Consider the following 18334-nt stretch of genomic DNA (forward strand, 5'->3'; position numbering starts at 1 on the left):
CCCGCATAGTTCAGCCGTACCAGCTACCGCTGTGAGCCTCGCGTATCGCGCCGCCGGACGTCGCCGCGCGCTCATCGTGGTGGCTGCTCTCATTCTCTTGATCGTTGCTGCGGCGGCGGTGACCGTGCGCGGCATCAACGAGACGACGATCGGCACACTTGCGCTCGTCTTGATCGAGCAGGCCAGTTTCGGACATCTTAGCCTTGTGAGCGATGAACAATCCGCTCGGGTGCTGCTGTATCTGCGGCTGCCACGCGTCGTCATGGCGATCGTTGCAGGTGCCGCTTTGTCGGTTTCGGGGGTGCTGATGCAAGCGATCACGCGCAACCCGTTGGTCAGCCCCTACACCATTGGCGTTTCCTCGGCTGCCGGGTTCGGCGCCTCCATTGCCATCATGTACGGGGTCGGTGTGCAGTCTGCCGGGGTCTACTTCGTTCCGATGTCAGCCTTCGCATGCGCAATGCTCTGTGCGGTTTGTGTCTTTTCTCTCGCTTGGTGGCGCGGAATGGGCGCACAGGCCATGATCCTGACCGGCATCGCGTTGATGTATCTTTTTAGCGCCATGACCGCAGCCGTGCAGTTCGTCGCGACTGAGGAGCAGCTTGCCAGAGTGGTCCACTGGACCTTTGGCAGCCTTAACGGCGTGCAGTGGGACGCAGTCGGTCTGTGCGCGGCGATGCTGGCCGTTATTCTGCCGGTCATGCTGGCCAAGGGGTGGCAACTGAACGCCCTGACCGTTGCCGGCGACGACGTGGCACAATCGCTTGGCATGAATGTGCGGCGGCTAAGAGGCACGGCGATCCTTTTGTCTGTCGTTGCCGCTGCTGGCGTCATCAGCTTTGTCGGTGTGATCGGGTTCGTCGGGCTCATCGGCCCACACCTTGCCCGGATGATCATCGGCGGTGACCATCGCCTGCTGCTGCCCTTTGCGGCGATCTGCGGCGCGGGTCTGCTTCTGGCCGCCGACACTGTCGGGCGGCTGGCATTCAGCCCGACGGTCCTGCCAGTTGGGATCGTTGTGGCATTTGTCGGCGTGCCGGTGTTCCTGCATCTCGTCATCGCACGTAAACGGGAGACCTTCGCATGACCGTGCTTCAGGCCACCGCAGTCCGGCAGAGTATCGGCGGACGCACTGTACTTGACGGTGTGACATTGTCCGTCTCGCCCGGAGAGATTGTCGGCCTTGTGGGACCGAACGGTGCTGGCAAATCGACGCTGGTACGGGCGATGCTGGGACTGTCACGACCTGTCAGCGGCGACATCCGGCTTGGCGGCCGAGATGTCCGAACTCTGTCGGCACAGGCACGCGCACGAGAAATCGCCTATGTTCCGCAACGCCCGTCAGACGGTTTCCCCGTCAGCGTGTTCGATACCTGTCTGTTGGGACGCACCCCTTACATGGGAACCCGTCCGGGCCGCGAAGATCTTGCCATCGTCGAGCAGGTTTTGGAGCAGTTGGGCCTCACCAATTTGGCCTTCCGTACCATGGATGCATTGAGCGGCGGCGAACGCCAGCGCGTCATGCTGGCGCGTGCCCTTGCGCAGCAAACGCCGCTGATCGTCTTGGACGAGCCAACCAGCGCACTCGATATTGGCAATCAGTTGTTCACGCTGAGGTTCCTTGCAGACGAGGCCCGCAGACGCGGGGTCGGTGTACTTGTCGCGATTCACGACCTGTCTCTGGCGGCCCGGTTCTCTTCGCGGATCGCCCTTTTGCATCAGGGTCGCTTGGTGGCAGAAGGCCCTTGGCATACGGCTCTGACGGCCGAAACCATCCGCCAGACCTATGGTGTAGAGGCCGAGTTCGGGACATTGCGCGGTACACCCGTGATCGCCCCTTTCGAGGCCGTGGCGTCATGAGGATCGATATCGCCGGCTTCGCACGTGGCGCCCCAGACATGCCGCACGAACGGCTGATGCAAGTCTGCGAGAGAGCAGACGCGCTCGGCTTTGGCGGCATCTGGTTCAACGAGTTCCATTTTCAGCCCACGCCTCAGGCCTATCCTTCTACGCTTCTTCTGGCCTCGGCAGCGCTGGCTCGCACCAAGGCGCTGCGCGTCGGCACGTCTATCGTTGTCCTGCCTCTGTACCATCCGCTGATGCTGGCCGAGATGGTCGCGCAACTGCACTGGCAAAGCGGTGGGCGGTTCGATTTGGGGATCGGTCGGGGAACGCATCCCGATACTCTACGGTGCCTCGGGATTGCACCAGAGGACACGCGCCGCCTGTTCGAAAGCGCCTATGACGTCCTGACCGCTGCCTTGTACTCGGTCGCCACCATAGAGGCCGACAGCCCATGGCCTGCGTCCGACACGCCGGTCGGGCCGCTTTTGGCTGGACAAAACGTGCCGATCTACGTTGGTGGCTCTACCGAAGAGACCATAGGCTTCGCGGCAAAGCACGCGCTTCCACTCCTGCTCAGCCTGGAGCCCCCGGAAACCGCGCAGTGCGCTGTCTACAGCCAGACCATCAAGCGCGACTCTCTCGTCGATCGCAGCGCGGAATTCTCGCTGTCCCGCTTCGCTTTCGTCGCGCGTTCGAAGAGTGCGGCGGAAGCACTCATGACCGAGCGCTATGATCTTTTCCACCGTCGCAGGATTGACGCGGCGCAGCGCGCTGGCCGGGACATCACCCGAATAGGTCCTCCAGACCTGGATCGCTTTCGTGACACACAGGCGATCGTCGGCACGCCAGACGAATGTGCAGAGCAGATCGCAGCGCTCGGGGCCAAACACGGGATCTCCTCCATCCGGTTGGTCTTTAATGGGAACGGTGCTTTAGACGATGAAGCCGCGATCAACGAAATGACCTTGCTTGGCAAAGGTACGTTGCCCCACTTCCGCTGATCGGATCTGTGATGGTGGTGCCCGGCGGCGGAAGGCCGGGCGTTGGAAATCGGCATTCGCCGCAATCAATCGAAGGAGTGGAGGGCCTTTAAGGCGCCGTTCGCGGATTGCTTTTCCAACGTCGGAAATGGGCCGTATGCGGCCATCCGTCATTTTGGGCGGGTAGCCATTCAATTGCTCTTAGGGTGAAAGTCGGCTTCCTGCGTGAGAGCGCCGTCACAAATCCCATTATTCACATTTGCAAGAGTTGCTGGCATATGAAGTGGATGACTGTTCGGACCTCGACCATTTTCGCTTTGCTGCTTGGCTTCGGCCTCGCCGTGACGAGCGTTGTATCGGCGACCCATATGGCCCCCAACAGAACCAGCAATGCCCAGGCCGTCTATGCGATGGTTTTCGGATTAGAGGCGGAAGATTTCTGTGGTAGAGATGCGGGGCATGGTGAACACGCGTCCAATTGTCCGTTCTGCCACGCTCTCCCTAACGCGCCGCAGTTGACTGCGCCTGACCTGTCCCTGGCATTCCAGCCGCATGAACTATGGCGACAGATAGAGCCACTGCGACGTGCAGCCTCGGCGCGCAACATCAATCATTCCACAAGGGCCCCTCCGCGGATCGCCTGATTGGCAAAGATTCGACGGCCCTGTCGCCTGATGCGCGGGGCAAATCCCATGCCCGTTCCCGCCCAAGAGGCGGAACAAAGGAATGTTCAAATGACTGACACACCAAATCGTGCAGCAGGCGCTGCACTCTATCGCGCCGTCTGGCGTTGGCACTTCATCGCGGGGCTTATCGTCCTGCCTTTCGTTCTGATCCTGGCCGTGACAGGCGCAATCTATCTCTTCAAGGACGAGATCAACAACACCGTGCACCGGAACCTGCGCTTCGTGGAGGCCCAATCTGTGGCCCTGTCCCCCTCGCAGATCACCGGGGCCGCACTGGCCGCCCATCCCGGCACGCTTCGCGCCTATACGCCCGCCTCTGCCCCGAACCGCAGCGCCGAGGTCGACATCGTCGGTGAGGATGGGCTGCGCAACACGATCTACGTCGATCCCTACGATGGGCGTGTGCTGGGCACGCTCTGGGACGGCGGCGCGGCTGGCAGCCCAATGATGTATGTCGTGCGCAAGCTGCATTCTCTGGAATACGTCGGCTGGTTCGGCAACCGCCTGATTGAGGCGGCGGCGGGCTGGATGGTCCTTTTGGTGGCCAGCGGCATCTACCTGTGGCTTCCGCGTGGCCGTAAGACCGTGGGGACGCTACGTATAAAGGCCAAGCGTGGCCGTCCCTGGTGGCGCGATCTGCACGCGGTCACCGGGATCTACACCGGGGGATTCATCGTCTTTCTTGCCATGACGGGTCTGCCTTGGTCCGGCGTCTGGGGGGCGAAATTCTATGACACAGCCTACGCGCTTGGGCTCGGAATGCCCGATGGTTACTGGTCCAAGACACCGCAATCCGAGGTTCCCACACAGGACGTGGTAGATCGCGCGCCCTGGATCATGGAGCGCCAGACGATCCCGTCTTCGCAGCCCCCTGAGGGTGGTGCTCATGCAGGCCATGGTGAACATGCGACGACATCCCCCATGCCGGAGGGCATCGAGCTTCCGCTCCTCGACACAGTGATCGCCACGGTCGAGCGACTGGGCATCGTGCCGGGTTATGCCATCAATGTGCCGACCACGCCGACCGGGGTCTTCACGGCTTCCGTATATCCGGACGACATCACTTTTGAGCGGGTTATCCACCTTGATCGCTACACGGGAGACGTGCTCTATGACGCGGGTCTCGAAGACCTGGGCACTCTGGGTCGCTGGGCGGAATGGGGCATCTCGGTCCATATGGGCCAGGAATGGGGCCTTCTGAACCAGATCGTCCTGCTGCTCTCCTGTCTCGCTATGGTCATGCTTTGCGTGTCAGCTGCAACCATGTGGTGGAAACGTCGCCCCTCCGGTGCCTTGGGTATTCCGACCGTTCCGACCGATTGGCGCATTCCCCGGACTTTGCTCGGGATGGCCGTTGTGGCGGGGATCTTCTTCCCGCTGGTGGGGCTGTCGATGTTGCTTCTGCTGGGGATTGAGTTGGTCGCTCATACGATCGGACGTCGCAGAAAGTTAGCATGAGACCCAGTGTACGATGGGGCTCAGACAATAGATACTTTAAGAGGGGCCGGTGCTGGCCCCTCTATTTATCTGCCTGGGACAGTCACCTAAGGGCAAGATAACAATCACGAACGACCGTTTTGGGCCGAAGGCGTCGATTGAGTGCCGCCTGAAAGCGTATCGACTGAAATTTTTTAACCCGCTCCCATGACATTTGCGATGTCGACCGTGCCGAAGACGCGACCAGAGGGCGACCCTGTCAGCGAGCCTCCGGGCGGTTCTTCGGAAACGCCCAGAGTGAGCGTCCCGCGCACCGCGGCGATGTCTGGCGGCAGCGGCAGTCTGATACTTTCGCCCGCAGGCCACAGACCGACCGACTGGGCCGGTTCATCTGGGCCATGCGCCCAGACCTGAAGGATACGCCCCTCGGGAGCGCCGCCCAGGGTGCGGGTCAGGATGACCTCTTGGCGGGATTTGTCGACCACAGCGACGACACGGAAATCTCCGATGTCCGATGTGATCTCGGCGGTATAGAGCGGACCCGTCGTGTTGGGGCCACGCAGCGGCGCCAGTGTGAGAACGAGCACAAGCGCGACGGCCATCGCCCCGCCTGTCAGGGCCTGCCAAACCCCGAGCCGTTTCCAGATGGGGGGCTTCACGGTCTCGGGAAAGAGATCCGCCATCAGCGCGGTCTTGACCGAAGACGGCGCCGTCACGGGCGGCAAATCCGCCATCGTGGACAGGCGTGTTTCCCACCCCCGCACAAGCCCCGCAAACCCGGGATCGGAGGCGGCGCGGCGTTGCACTCTGGCCCGCTCGTCGCCCTCAAGCAGACCGAGCGCCAATTCCGCGGCGAGCATCTCATCATCGTCATGGGATTGGGTCATCCGTCCATACACTCCCTTAATGCGATCAACCCGCGTCGCAGCCATGTGCGCATCGTGTTGAGCGGCACTTTGGCGGCCTCGGCCAGTTCGGCATAGCTTTGACCGTCGAGATAGGCCCCGGTGATGGCGGCGCGCCGATCCTCGGGCAGGGTGTCGAGACAGGCGACGATGCGCCGGGCGTCCGAGGCGACGATGGTGGCTTGCTCTGGTGTCTGGCTGGGCGCGGCCAGCGTGTCTTCGTAATCGCCGACATGGGCGTGATTGCGCCGTGCCCTGAGCCGATCAATCGCCGTGTTGCGGGCAATCGTGATGAGCCATGTCATCGGTGAATGACCTGTCACGCGGTAGCGTCCGGCGTTCTTCCAGATTTTGACATAGGTGTCGTGCATGGCGTCCTCGGCCGACTGGCGTTCCCCCAAGACACGCAGCGACACGGCGAAAAGTTTCGCACTCGTCAGGTCATAAAGTTCGGAGAGGGCGGCCCGCTCGCCCAGTGACACGCGCGCGATCAGCTCTTCGACCCTGTCTCGGGGCGGTGGCGCGCTGTCCTCTTTGTCGCCCTCTTTTGCCTCTGTCACGCTGCCGTCCTCAAAAAAAATCAATCGGGCTGAAACTCTTGCCCGTGTCCCCCCGTGGTTAAAGGCGATTGATCCGTAAATCTCGGCTCAACGCAAGCCAATACCTAGGCCAATACATAGGAAGGAAACCACGATGACCACCCTGAAACTTGCCCTGACTGCCTCTGCTGCACTTGCCACCGCTGCGCCGACCTTCGCCATGGACCATGTCGGCACCATGGGCTACGCACTTGCCGAAGACGGAAAAACCCTTGTGACCATGGCCGACATTGCCTCCCCCGGCGAGGTGATGACCCACGATCTGGAGATGCCGCTGCGGGCCATCGCCTATCGTCCCGTGACCGGACAGCTTTTGGGCTATGCCGATGGCATGATCTTTGAGGTCGACCCGATGTCGGGCGCTTTGACGGACCTTGGCGCGATGTTCATGGAGGATGCGATGATCGGTGAAGGCGCGGTTGCCTTTGACTTCAACAACATGATCGACGCGGTGCGTGCTGTGGGCGCCGATGGGGCGAACCTTGTGTATTTCCCCGATGGGTTCGGGGACGGCGATGAACGTGCGGGGTCCGTCCGTCGCTTTACCGATACCTTCTATGCCGAAGGGGACATGAGCACTGGCACCGAGCCGCTGATTTTTGCCAATGCCTATACCAATGCGATCAATGGCATGACGGCCGGGTCCACGGCGCAATTTGCGCTCGATGCCCGCGCCAACGCTCTGGTTTCGCTGGCCAATAATGCAGGTGAATTGACCTCGATCGGTTATCTGACCCTCGATGGCGAGACCGTAGATGTGACCGATTGGGGCGGCTTTGATATCGTGTCGCCCGAGGAAGGCATGGACCATGCCTATGCCATTTTGCAGATCGACGGCGAAAGCTCCGCAGGTCTCTATTCCGTGGACCTCTCCTCCGGCGCGCTGACCATGCTCGGAGATCTTGGGATGGGTGGCTTTACGGGCTTTGCCGCCTCGAAAGGCATGTAAAACGATCATGCTGATCGCTTGCGGTCATGCAAAGATCAAAACGCACACCCCGATCTCAGGATCGGGGTGTTTTTCTATGGCATCTTCCCTCAGTCGATCCTGAAGTTGCACTTGACGGACCCTAAAATCCCCAACTACAACACCCATGACGACACACCTTGCATGGAGGACGCACATGACGATTGCTTATCGCTTCCTCCCGGGGAACTCCGGTTTCGGAGCAGCCCTTATCTGACGCTTTCGTGGCGCTTTCGCCCACAAGCTACAGATTGACTGGTCCAGGCTGGACCCATTTTCCAACCCCTTCGCAAGGCGCAACCCGTCCGGTTGTGAGATTGTCATCATGATCCATTTTTCTGCTCACAGCGCGTTTGCGCGTGTTTTCTCGTTCACCTTCCGTCTTTGGATGCGCCAAAAGGGGAAGGTTGTCACCATTCTGGCCTTGGTTCTGATCTCCGCGGCCTCCGATCTCTCCATACCTGTTTTCACGGGACGCCTCGTTGATGCGGTGGCCGCGTCGGAGACGCCTTGGCCCGCCTTCGGGGCGCTTTTGGTGTTTGGTGTTCTCTCCGTCTTCGCCAAAATCCAAAGCTATTTTGCCATCATCGATCTGACCATCCCTTCGATGCGCGCCGCCGAAGCCGAAGCCTTCGCCCATATTCAGCGGCTCCCCGCCGACTGGCATGCGAATGCCTTTGCCGGTTCCACCGTGCGGAAGATCACACGCGGGGCCTGGGCCTTGGATGAAATGGCAGACCTTTTGTTGTTGGCACTGTTGCCCTCGGCGCTGATCCTTTTGGGCACGATCGGAACGCTGACGGCGTTTCGCTGGGAGGTGGGTCTGGTCGCCGGGATCGGCGCGCTTGTGTTCCTGACCCTCTCCCTGTCGTTGACGCTGTTTTGGGTGGCGCCTGCGGCGCGTTTGGCCAATGCGCAAGACAGCCGTGTGTCCGGCGCGCTGGCCGATGCGGTCACCTCCAACGGGGTTGTGCGGGCCCATGCGGGCGAGCTGCGCGAAGACCGGCGGCTGGGCCTTGTTCTGGACAAATGGGCACATCGCAGTCGACGCACATGGCGGCGCGGCACAGTGTCCGGCCTGTCGCAGGACATGACGATCTGGGCCTTGCGGGCGCTGGTTCTGGGCGGGGCTCTTGTTGCCTATACCCGTGGTCTGGCCAATGCGGGCGAAATTGCCTTTGTGGTCTCGGCCCTCGGGATGCTCGACGGCTATTTGCGCCAGATGGGCAACCATGTGCGCGGGCTGCAAAAGGCGGTCAACGATGCCGAGGAACTGGTGGCCCTGATGGCTGTCACCCCCGAAACCTCTGTCGCAAAAAGACCCGAAGCTACCTTGCCGCCCCGCGCGGCGGCATTGGCGTTCGATCATGTGGATTATGGCTACGACGGGGCTGCAACACCGCTTTTTACCAAGCTGGATGTTGCCATTCCTGAGGGCCAGAAAGTCGGATTGGTTGGGCGGTCCGGTTCGGGCAAAACCACTTTCGTGAAGCTGATCCAGCGAATTCACGAGATCAATGACGGCAGCATCACATTGGGTGGCGTCGATATCGCGCGCGTCCCCTTGGAGGCGCTGCGCCAACACATCGCGCTTGTCCCGCAAGAGCCTGTTTTGTTTCACCGCTCTTTGGCCGAGAACATCGCCTACGCGCGTCCCGGCGCATCGATGCAGGAGGTCCAGGAGGCTGCTGAGCGCGCAGGGGCTCTCGATTTCATCGAGCGTTTGCCCAAAGGCTTTGGCACAAAGGTGGGCGAGCGGGGCGTCAAACTTTCGGGGGGAGAGCGGCAGCGGGTCGCCATCGCGCGCGCCTTTTTGTCCAACGCCCCGGTTCTGATCATGGATGAGGCGACATCGTCGCTCGATTCAGAAGCCGAGGCCAAGGTGGCGCAGGCCGCAGAGCGGTTGATGGAGGGGCGCACCACTTTGGTGATTGCGCACCGATTGGCGACGGTCGAACGGATGGACCGCATCCTCGTCTTTGATCGTGGACGGATCGTCGAAGACGGCACGCCTTTGGAGCTCATGGCACGCGAAGACGGCCTCTACCGCGCCCTGCGCGCCCGGCAGGCTTTGAGTTGAGACAGTATCAAAGCTGTGTCGGGTTCGGCGCGTCTCCGTAGGCGGCCACCGGATCAAATGTCTTTTGATCTTCAACGAACACCAAGGGGGCTCCAGCCTGCGCGCCATGGGGCACGGCGCGATAGAAACACGACCGATAGCCCACGTGACAGGATGCGCCCGATCCGGTGACGTCAACGCTGAGCCAAAGCGCATCCTGATCATCATCAATGCGCGCCTCGACGACCTTTTGCACAAGCCCGGAGGTTGCGCCCTTGTGCCAAAGAACCTGTCGCGCGCGGCTAAAGTAATGCGCTTCGCCGGTCTCAATCGTCAGCCGAAAGGCCTCCTCCGTCATCCATCCCAGCATCAGAACGTCTCCGGTCGCCGCATCCGTGGTGATGCAGGGCAGTAAGCCATTGTGATCGAATTTCGGGGCAAGTTCGGTACTCTCTTCGACCTGTTCGATTGTTTTGCGCGGGGCGAAGTTCATTTGTGTCATCGGCGTCTCTTTTCAGCTGTTGCGAATAGTAATGTTATAACGTAACAACGCATGGCCAAATCCAGACGCATTGTAAAGGGCACGCACTATGGCATTGGAGGACATGCGCCTTCCGGTCACCTTGCTGACCGGTTTCCTTGGCGCCGGGAAGACAACTCTGTTGACTCACCTGATCCGTGATCCGCAGGCGGGGCGGGTTGCGGTCATTATGAATGAATTCGGCGATGTGGCGCTGGATCACGATCTGATCGAGGAGGCGACAGAGGAGACGGTGCTATTGCCCTCCGGCTGCCTGTGCTGCGCGATCCTTGGCGATTTGGCGACAACGCTTGGGACGCTGGAGGCGAAGCGCGCGGCGGGTGATTTGCACTTCGACAGGGTCATCATCGAAACCAGCGGCATCGCTGATCCGGGGCCAATCATTCACACGCTGGTCGCGGACCGGCAGATCGCTCAGGCCTTTCGGCTGGATGGCGTCGTGACGCTGGCGGATGCCGCGACGGGCATGAAGACGCTCGATCAACAGCCAGAGGCGGTGCAGCAGGTGGCGATGGCCGATGTGCTGATCCTGACGAAAACCGATCTGGTCGACGATTTTGATCTGATCCGGTTCGAGACGCGTCTGGCGGGGATCAACAATACCGCCCGGCGCATCCGATCAAGCCACGCGCAGGTGCCGTCCGGCGCGCTTTTCGGACTGTCCGCGATGCGCATGGGTGTGTCGCATGCTGAGATTAACACCTGGCTCGGGGACATGTCGGATGCGACGCAACGTGACCCTCTGGCCGGGCTGTCTGGTCTGAAAGCCACGCTTTCGGCTCCTCTGACATTCAACGCTATGCCTTCGGTGGCGCAGGGCCGTCACGATCACCGGATCGCATCGGCCTCGATTGAGGTGACAGAGCCCATTCCCGCCACGGTCTTTGACTTTTGGCTGAACACATTGATCGCGCTCCGGGGGCCGAACATCCTGCGTATTAAGGGCATTCTGCACGTCGAGGGCGCGGCCTATCCCTTTGTGATCCACGGGGTTCAGCATATTTTCGACGCGCCTGTGCCGTTGAAAAACTGGTCCAGTACCGACACCACAAGCCGTGTGGTTGTTATCGCGCGCGATATGGAGGAAGCCGACCTCAAAGCCAGTCTCAACATGCTTCTGTCGCGGCCGCCAAAGAGCGCGCCGGTGCATGATCTGGCCAGTGGCATGATGGTCGAAACCCTCGAGATGCCATTTTGATCCGATGCGTGCCTGACCTGTCTCATCAAATCGCCCCGCCAAAGAAAGACCCCGCAATGATCCATATTCGCCTGCCCGATGGCGCCACCCGCTCGCTTCAGCCCGCCAGCACCGCCGCCGATCTCGCCGCCTCCATCAGCCCAAGCCTGGCCAAACGCACGGTGGCGGCGCGGGTCGATGGCAAGCTCACCGATCTCTCCGTGCCTTTGTCGGATGGGGCGGAGGTGGAGCTTGTCACGCGCGATGAGCCGGCGGCGCTTGAGTTGATCCGGCATGACCTGGCCCATGTGCTGGCCGAAGCCGTACAGGCGCTCTGGCCCGGCACGAAAACCGCCATCGGCCCGGCGATTGAGCATGGGTTTTATTATGACTTCGAGCGCGACACGCCCTTCACCCCGGAGGACCTGCCTGCGATTGAGACGAAGATGCGCGAGATCATCGCGGCGAAAATGCCTTTCAACTGTGAGGAGTGGACCCGCGACGCGGCGCGCGCGCATTTCGAGGCGGCAGGGGAGCCCTATAAATTGGCGTTTCTGGAGGCGATCCCTGAAGGTGAGCCGGTGACAATTTACCGTCAAGGTGCGTGGCTCGATCTCTGTCGTGGCCCGCATATGCGCCACACTGGCGATGCGGGCAGCGCCTTTAAATTGACCCGCGTAGCGGGGGCCTATTGGCGGGGCGACAGCAACAACCAGATGCTCAGCCGTATTTACGGCGTGGCCTTTGCCGACAAGCCTGCCCTTGAGGCGCATCTCACTATGATGGCCGAGGCCGAAAAACGCGACCACCGCAGGTTGGGGCGCGAGATGAACCTTTTTCACTTCGAAGAGGTCGCGCCCGGTTCGGTCTTTTGGCATGCGAAGGGCTGGCGGTTGTTTCAGACCCTGATTGGCTACATGCGGGATCGGCAGGAGGCGGCGGGCTATATCGAGGTGAATTCGCCCGACATCATGGACCGCGCCCTTTGGGAAACCTCCGGCCATTGGCAGAACTATCGCCAGAACATGTTCCTCGCCAAAACCGAAGATGACCGCGACTATGCTCTGAAGCCGATGAACTGCCCCGGTCACATGCTGATCTACGGGCAAGGCGTGAAAAGCTACCGCGATCTGCCCCTCAAACTGGCCGAATTCGGCAAGGTGCATCGCTATGAACCCTCGGGCGCGCTTCATGGGCTATTGCGTGTGCGCAGCTTTACCCAAGATGACGCGCATATCTATTGCACGCCCGAACAGCTCACAGAGGAATGTTTGAAGGTCAACGATCTGGTGCTGTCGATCTACCGCGACTTCGGGTTCGAGGATGTGCGGATCAAGCTTTCCACCCGGCCCGAGAACCGCATCGGCAGTGATGAAAGCTGGGATCGCTCCGAAGCGGCGTTGCGCGCCGCGCTGGATCAGGCGGGGCATCCCTATACGATTTTCGAGGGCGAAGGCGCGTTTTATGGGCCGAAGCTGGAATATGTCCTGCGCGACGCCATTGGGCGTGACTGGCAATGCGGCACGTTGCAGGTGGATTTCAACCTGCCGGAACGGTTCGGGACAACCTATGTCGCGCCTTCGGGGGACAAAATGGTGCCGGTCATGCTGCACCGTGCGCTGTTCGGGTCGCTTGAACGCTTCACGGGCATTCTGATCGAGCATTATGCCGGGCACCTGCCGCTCTGGCTCGCGCCAGTGCAGGTTGTGGTCGCCACGGTCACCGGGGCGGCGGATGAGTGGGCTATGGAGGTTGCGAAAGCCTTGAAAACCGCCGGGCTGCGTGCCGAGACCGACCTGCGCAACGAGAAGATCGGGTACAAGGTGCGCGAACACGCGCTGCAAAAAATCCCGGTTCAGATCGCCCTTGGTGCCCGTGAAGCCGAAGCGCGCAGCGTCTCGATCCGCCGTCACGGCACGGACAAGACGCAGTCTTTGCCACTGGAGGAGGCGCTTCAGCTGCTGGTTGCGGAGGCACGGGTGCCGGGGGTGACGGGCCACAGTCTTTGCGTGGGGAAACCATGAAGAACAAAGCTTTTATCGTTGGGGCCTATGAGCATCCGACACGGGATGCGATCGACATTCCATTGGCGCAACTGCATGCCGAAGTGGCGGCGGGGGCGCTGGCGGATGCCGGGTTGAGCCTTGCGGATGTGGACGGGTACTTCTGTGACGGTGATGTAGCGGGCTGGGACGCGCCCGGATGCGGGCCGTTTTCGATGGTCGAATATCTGGGACTGAACCTGCGCCATCTCGACACCACCGAAAGCTGGGGGTCGGCCTATATCAACCACGTCGCCCATGCCGTGCAGGCCATCGAGGCGGGTAAATGCCGCGTGGCGCTGATCACGCAGGCCGGTCGCCCGCGCGCGGAGCGTAAATCCCCCGCGCAGATGCACAGCGAACAGACGCAAAGCGCGTATGAGGCCCAGTTCGAATTGCCCTATGGCCCGGTGGTCACCAACATGTACGGTATGGTGGCCGCCCGTCATATGCACGAACACGGCACCACGCCGGAGCAACTGGCCTGGATCAAGGTCGCCGCTTCGCATCACGCGCAGTACAATCCCAACGCCGTCCTGCCCAAGGTGGTGACGGTCGAAGATGTGCTGACCTCCCCCATCGTGGCGACGCCGCTGCACCGGTTGGATTGCTGTGTGATCAGCGATGGTGGCGGGGCGCTGGTTGTCGTGCACCCGGACGTGGCACGCGACTTGGATCGGCCCAAAATCACCCCCATCGGCGCGGGGTTCACCGTCAAGCATCTCAATGGCGGCTATTTCGACATTCTGGCCTCGGGCGGCGTGAAATCCGGCGCAGCAGCCTTTGCGCAGGCGGGCGTCACGCCGCAGGACATCCAATATGCCTCGATCTACGACAGCTTTACGATCACCGTTCTGGTGCAGCTTGAAAACCTCGGGTTCTGCGCGCCGGGACAGGGTGGGCGTTTCGTGGCGGAGGGCAACCTGATTGCGGGGGTAGGACGTCTGCCGGTCAACACCGATGGGGGCGGGCTGTGCAGCAATCATCCCGGCAATCGCGGCGGCATGACCAAGCTGATCGAAGCGGTGCGCCAGTTGCGTGGTGAGGCCCATCCCGCTGTTCAGGTGCCCGATTGTCATTTGGCACTGGCCCATGGCACGGGCGGGCAACTTGGATCACGACACGGCAGTGCCACGCTTGTTCTTGAGAGGGTTTGAGATGTCCGCTGAGATGCCTGAACAAAATCCCATCACCGCGCCGGAGCCGACCGCAGAGACTGCTGCCTATTGGGACGCCGCCGATGAGGGGCGGCTGGTGTTGAAACGCTGCCTCGGCACGGGCAAGGCCTTTCACCCGCCGCGCACGATCAGTCCCTTCACCGGGCGGGACGATACCGATTGGATCGAGGCGGAGGGCACAGGGGAAATTTATGCGCTCAGCGTCTCGAAACGTCAGGGCGCGGTGCATTGCATCGCTTACATTGCCCTCACAGAAGGCCCGATCTTCCTGAGCGCGCTGACCCGGTGCGACCTGTCCGCGGCAAAGATCGGGCAAAGGGTCCACGTCGTCTTTGAGCCTTGCGCAAACGGCAGACGTGTCCCCATGTTTACCACGGTTGCGACCGATTGAAACAAGATCACACAGAGGACTATCCCATGCAGATCACCCAAGACGACATCGAAAACGCTCTCATCACCTGGGGCGAGGGCAAGATCGCCATCTCGAAAGCTTTCGAAGAGGGCGGTATCGACGCGGCACGCGAGGTGGCCTCCGCCAATCTCGATGAGTACTACGGCTATAACCTTGGCCCGGTGATGTTCAAACCGACGATGGCCAGCGGAGCGCAGACGTTTCGCCCGACGAAAGCGGGCGCTTTGGCCTATTTCTGTGGCCATTCCGAAGAGTACCCGCTCGACAATGGCTTTGCGATCATGGGCTGGCGCGCGATGGAGCGGATCACCTCGGCCAGCTTCATTCAGGGCGATGTCGCCATGTGGATGGGCTGGATCAAACTGACGAATAAGGACGGATCGGTCACCACCGTCGACAAGAGCTTTGGCTACAAAAAGGATGCGGCCGGCAAGATGCGCATCGTGCTGCACCATTCGTCTTTGCCCTACCAACCGTAACCCTCCAAATATCAGAAAAGAGTGCCCGGATGTTCCTTGAAATCAGCGACAATCTCACCGATTGCACCTCGGTCGTCTCAACACCTAAAGGCCTTTTGGACATTCACGAACCGGCCTGCGCGGCGGCGATCTGGGAACGCAATCCGCTGCCGCGTTTTCAAAACTGGATCGAGGCCTTGCCGCCGGAGCAGTTACCTAAGGCACGCCTGATCTTGCGGTCCGATGTGGTCTGTGATGCGCTGATGCACGTGGCATGCCAGTGCGGGACACCGGAGTGCCCGGAGCGCGACATGCTGATCGAAGATGCCTCTGCGCTGGCGGCGATTTTTGCCAATGTCATGCAGGCCGAATACCTGCGGCTGCGGCTTGATGTCGTGGACACAAATGCCTGTCGCAAGTTCCACATCGACGCCGTGACAGCCCGGCTGGTCTGCACCTATCGCGGGACAGGCACGCAATACGGTCTGTCGGAGAATGGCCAAGATCCTGTGGACATCGTCACGGTGCCGACCGGCGCACCGATTGTCTTGCGGGGGACGCGCTGGCCTGAGACGCCGCTCTCAAGCCTGTTGCATCGCTCGCCGCCGATTGCCGGAACCGGGGAGACGCGGCTCCTTTTGGTGCTTGACCCGGTGGCGGATCCAGCGGAGGAGGCAGAGGGCGCTTACCTGCATTGAGGCGCTAGAGCTATTCGGACCCTGCCGTTGCAAACCGGGCGCGATAGTCGCGCGGTGAGAGGGAGAAGCGGCGGCGAAAGGCTTTGCGCATCTGTTCGTCCGACTGGAACCCGGCCTTATACGCCACGCTTTTCAGCGGCAGGTCGGTGTCGAGCAGCAAGGCCTTGGCGCGGTCACAGCGCAGGCCTTCCAGCATGGTCATCGGTGAGGCGCCGAATTCCGACGTGAACGCCCGCGACAGGCTGCGCACGCTCATGCCCTGCGCGCGGGCAATTTCATCGAGTGTCAGAGGCTGATCCAGCCGCTCGCTCATCCAGTTCAACACATCGCTCATCCGGCTTGTCCCCGACATTTGCCCGGCCAGCAAGGTGCTGAACTGAGATTGCCCGCCCGGTCGTTTGAGGTACATCACCATGTCTCGCGCCACGGCCAGGGCGATGTCGCGCCCGTAGTCCTGTTCGACAAAGGCCAGGGTCAGGTCAATCGCCGCCGTCACACCGGCGGAGGTCCAGAAATTGCCCGCCTGCACAAAGATCGCATCGGGGTCCACCTGCAGCTTTGGAAACCGTTGGCGCAGCCTGTCGGCATAGTTCCAATGGGTCGCGGCACTCTGGCCCTCCAAAAGACCGGCCTCGGCCAGAAAGAAAGAGCCGGTGCATAAGGCCGCGCAGCGCGTGACGTCGCGCCCATTTTCGCGGCACCAGGCCACCAGCCTGTCTTCATTGCGCAGCACCTCTTCGATCTTGGCCGCGCCTGCGATCAGGACCGTTTCTGGGGTGCCGAGGTCGTCGAGGGCGACCGTGGCGCCCAGCGTCATCAGAGTGTCGGAGGGGATCGGGCCAGCGGTAGGGGCCGCGATGGTGACATCATAGCCGCCCGTATGCCCGGCGGCGGCAAGATGCTGCGACGCATAGCTTAGAACGCTCAGAGGGCCTGTTGCCTCCAAGGTCTTGAAGCCGGGGTAAACAATCAGTGTCACCTGTCGTCGCTGGTTCATCCCGGGGGCAAGGTCGTGATCTGTCGGCATCGTGTCGTGGTTCCCCGGATGTGGCCAGTACGGCCCGGTGTTTGGCCAAATGGGCGGGGTCAGATCGCTGGACCGCCCGAGGTGATACTGTAACATCTCGGGATCACAGATTAACAGAGAGAACAGCCATGAAAATCCGCGCTGCCGTTGCTTGGGAAGCCAACCGTCCGCTCGAAATCGAAGAGATCGATCTGGACGGCCCCAAGGAAGGCGAAGTCCTCATCCGCATCGTCACCACCAGCCTGTGCCACACCGACATGTTCACCCTGTCGGGCGCCGATCCCGAGGGTCTGTTCCCGGCGGTGCTGGGCCATGAGGCCGTCGGCATTGTCGAAGAGCTTGGGCCGGGGGTCACCTCGGTGAAACCGGGCGATCACGTCATCCCGCTTTACACGCCAGAAGACCCGAACTGTCCCTATATCAAATCCGGCAAAACCAACCTCTGCCAGACCATCCGCAAGACCCAAGGCCAGGGCGTCATGCCCGATGGCACCTCGCGATTCAGCTATAAGGGCAAGATGATCCATCACTATATGGGCACCTCGACCTTCGCCGAATACACGGTTTTGCCGGAGATTGCGCTTGCGAAAATCTCGAAAGAGGCGCCGCTTGCGAAGGCTTCGGTCATGGGCTGTGCGATCCCGACCGGCATGGGTGCGGTGCGCAACACCGCCAAGGTCGAAGCGGGGGCGACGGTCGCCGTTTTCGGTTTGGGGGCTGTGGGCATGGCCGTCATTCAGGGCGCCAAGATGCAAGGCGCGTCGCGCATCATCGGCATCGACACCAACCCGAACAAATTCGAACTGGCCCGGAGCCTCGGCGCCACCGAATGCATCAACCCGGCGGATTTCTCCAAGCCGATTCAGGACATCATCATCGAGATGACCGATGGCGGCGTGGATTATTCCTTTGAGTGCATCGGCAACGTCAATGTCATGCGCTCGGCGCTGGAGTGTTGCCACAAAGGTTGGGGCGAATGCACGGTGATCGGCGTCGCAGGTGCCGGTGAAGAAATTGCCACCCGTCCGTTCCAGCTTGTCACGGGACGCGTCTGGCGCGGGTCGGCCTTTGGTGGCGTTTTGGGCCGGAGTCAGTTGCCGGGAATGGTCGATGAATGGTTGCGTGGCGATTTCGATGTCGATCCCTATATCACCCACAATATGACCCATGATCAGATCAACACCGCCTTCGATCTGTTGCATGCCGGGAAGTCGATCCGCTCCGTGATCCACTTCCAGCCGGGTGAAACGATGCTGGCCAATGATTTGCCGGGCGTCATCGTGCCCGCGTAATCTGGCCCGCGTAATCTGACCTGCGGGATCT

Annotated in this window: 17 protein-coding genes; 13 read left to right on the plus strand and 4 right to left on the minus strand. The window is 61.2% G+C overall.

The window, feature by feature from the left end:
• The first annotated feature begins 31 nt into the window (after positions 1 to 31).
• From LC094_RS15600 to LC094_RS15615, 4 genes are all read left to right on the plus strand, one after another.
• Complete coding sequence (locus LC094_RS15600; protein ID WP_226553722.1) at positions 32 to 1087, plus strand: FecCD family ABC transporter permease; 1056 nt, start codon at positions 32 to 34, stop codon at positions 1085 to 1087.
• Complete coding sequence (locus LC094_RS15605) at positions 1084 to 1860, plus strand: ABC transporter ATP-binding protein (protein ID WP_226553723.1); 777 nt, start codon at positions 1084 to 1086, stop codon at positions 1858 to 1860. The genes LC094_RS15600 and LC094_RS15605 overlap by 4 nt, the downstream gene beginning before the upstream one ends.
• Positions 1857 to 2846, plus strand: a complete 990-nt coding sequence (locus LC094_RS15610) for an LLM class flavin-dependent oxidoreductase (protein ID WP_226553724.1) — start codon at positions 1857 to 1859, stop codon at positions 2844 to 2846. The genes LC094_RS15605 and LC094_RS15610 overlap by 4 nt, the downstream gene beginning before the upstream one ends.
• Positions 2847 to 3559: 713 nt before the next feature.
• Positions 3560 to 4969: a PepSY-associated TM helix domain-containing protein gene (locus LC094_RS15615; protein ID WP_226553725.1), complete on the plus strand. Its 1410-nt coding sequence runs from the start codon at positions 3560 to 3562 to the stop codon at positions 4967 to 4969.
• A gap of 173 nt (positions 4970 to 5142) precedes the next feature.
• Here LC094_RS15615 and LC094_RS15620 read toward each other — a convergent pair whose 3' ends face one another.
• Both LC094_RS15620 and LC094_RS15625 read right to left on the minus strand, forming a co-directional pair.
• A complete protein-coding gene (locus LC094_RS15620) occupies positions 5143 to 5835 on the minus strand; it encodes an anti-sigma factor (RefSeq protein WP_226553726.1) in 693 nt (230 codons plus the stop codon).
• A complete protein-coding gene (locus LC094_RS15625; RefSeq protein ID WP_226553727.1) occupies positions 5832 to 6413 on the minus strand; it encodes a sigma-70 family RNA polymerase sigma factor in 582 nt (193 codons plus the stop codon). The genes LC094_RS15620 and LC094_RS15625 overlap by 4 nt, the downstream gene beginning before the upstream one ends.
• 133 nt (positions 6414 to 6546) lie before the next feature.
• On the opposite strand from LC094_RS15625, the gene LC094_RS15630 reads away from it, so the two are divergent.
• Positions 6547 to 7401, plus strand: a complete 855-nt coding sequence (locus LC094_RS15630) for a DUF4394 domain-containing protein (RefSeq protein WP_226553728.1) — start codon at positions 6547 to 6549, stop codon at positions 7399 to 7401.
• A 343-nt stretch (positions 7402 to 7744) separates the two neighbouring features.
• Positions 7745 to 9499 carry an ABC transporter ATP-binding protein gene (locus tag LC094_RS15635; protein WP_226553729.1) on the plus strand — a complete coding sequence of 585 codons (1755 nt, stop codon included), beginning with the start codon at positions 7745 to 7747 and terminating at the stop codon, positions 9497 to 9499.
• A gap of 7 nt (positions 9500 to 9506) precedes the next feature.
• Here LC094_RS15635 and hisI read toward each other — a convergent pair whose 3' ends face one another.
• Positions 9507 to 9980 (minus strand): phosphoribosyl-AMP cyclohydrolase, encoded by a 474-nt coding sequence (gene hisI / locus LC094_RS15640; protein ID WP_404815028.1) that lies wholly within the window; start codon positions 9978 to 9980, stop codon positions 9507 to 9509.
• An 88-nt stretch (positions 9981 to 10068) separates the two neighbouring features.
• On the opposite strand from hisI, the gene LC094_RS15645 reads away from it, so the two are divergent.
• From LC094_RS15645 to LC094_RS15670, 6 genes are read left to right on the plus strand one after another with little or no spacing between them, the layout of a single operon-like run.
• On the plus strand, positions 10069 to 11217 hold the full coding sequence (locus tag LC094_RS15645) for a CobW family GTP-binding protein (protein ID WP_226553730.1): 1149 nt from the start codon (positions 10069 to 10071) through the stop codon (positions 11215 to 11217).
• A 56-nt stretch (positions 11218 to 11273) separates the two neighbouring features.
• The gene (gene thrS, locus LC094_RS15650) at positions 11274 to 13220 is read left to right on the plus strand and encodes a threonine--tRNA ligase (protein ID WP_226553731.1); all 1947 of its coding nucleotides are present in this window, start codon (positions 11274 to 11276) and stop codon (positions 13218 to 13220) included.
• A complete protein-coding gene (locus LC094_RS15655; RefSeq protein ID WP_226553732.1) occupies positions 13217 to 14395 on the plus strand; it encodes a thiolase domain-containing protein in 1179 nt (392 codons plus the stop codon). Before thrS ends, LC094_RS15655 begins: the two co-directional genes overlap by 4 nt.
• A 1-nt stretch (position 14396) precedes the next feature.
• A complete protein-coding gene (locus LC094_RS15660; RefSeq protein WP_226553733.1) occupies positions 14397 to 14807 on the plus strand; it encodes a Zn-ribbon domain-containing OB-fold protein in 411 nt (136 codons plus the stop codon).
• A 26-nt stretch (positions 14808 to 14833) separates the two neighbouring features.
• Positions 14834 to 15307: a phosphoribosyl-AMP cyclohydrolase gene (locus LC094_RS15665; RefSeq protein ID WP_226553734.1), complete on the plus strand. Its 474-nt coding sequence runs from the start codon at positions 14834 to 14836 to the stop codon at positions 15305 to 15307.
• Positions 15308 to 15336: 29 nt separating this feature from the next.
• A complete protein-coding gene (locus tag LC094_RS15670) occupies positions 15337 to 15984 on the plus strand; it encodes a DUF1826 domain-containing protein (protein WP_226553735.1) in 648 nt (215 codons plus the stop codon).
• Between the two features lie 10 nt (positions 15985 to 15994).
• On the opposite strand, the gene LC094_RS15675 is transcribed toward LC094_RS15670, so the two are convergent.
• Complete coding sequence (locus LC094_RS15675) at positions 15995 to 17107, minus strand: GlxA family transcriptional regulator (protein WP_226553736.1); 1113 nt, start codon at positions 17105 to 17107, stop codon at positions 15995 to 15997.
• A gap of 32 nt (positions 17108 to 17139) precedes the next feature.
• Between LC094_RS15675 and LC094_RS15680 the strand changes: the two genes are divergently transcribed.
• On the plus strand, positions 17140 to 18303 hold the full coding sequence (locus LC094_RS15680) for an S-(hydroxymethyl)glutathione dehydrogenase/class III alcohol dehydrogenase (protein WP_226553737.1): 1164 nt from the start codon (positions 17140 to 17142) through the stop codon (positions 18301 to 18303).
• Positions 18304 to 18334 lie beyond the last annotated feature (31 nt).

The sequence above is a fragment of the Celeribacter naphthalenivorans genome (assembly GCF_020524585.1).
Lineage (GTDB): Bacteria > Pseudomonadota > Alphaproteobacteria > Rhodobacterales > Rhodobacteraceae > Celeribacter > Celeribacter naphthalenivorans.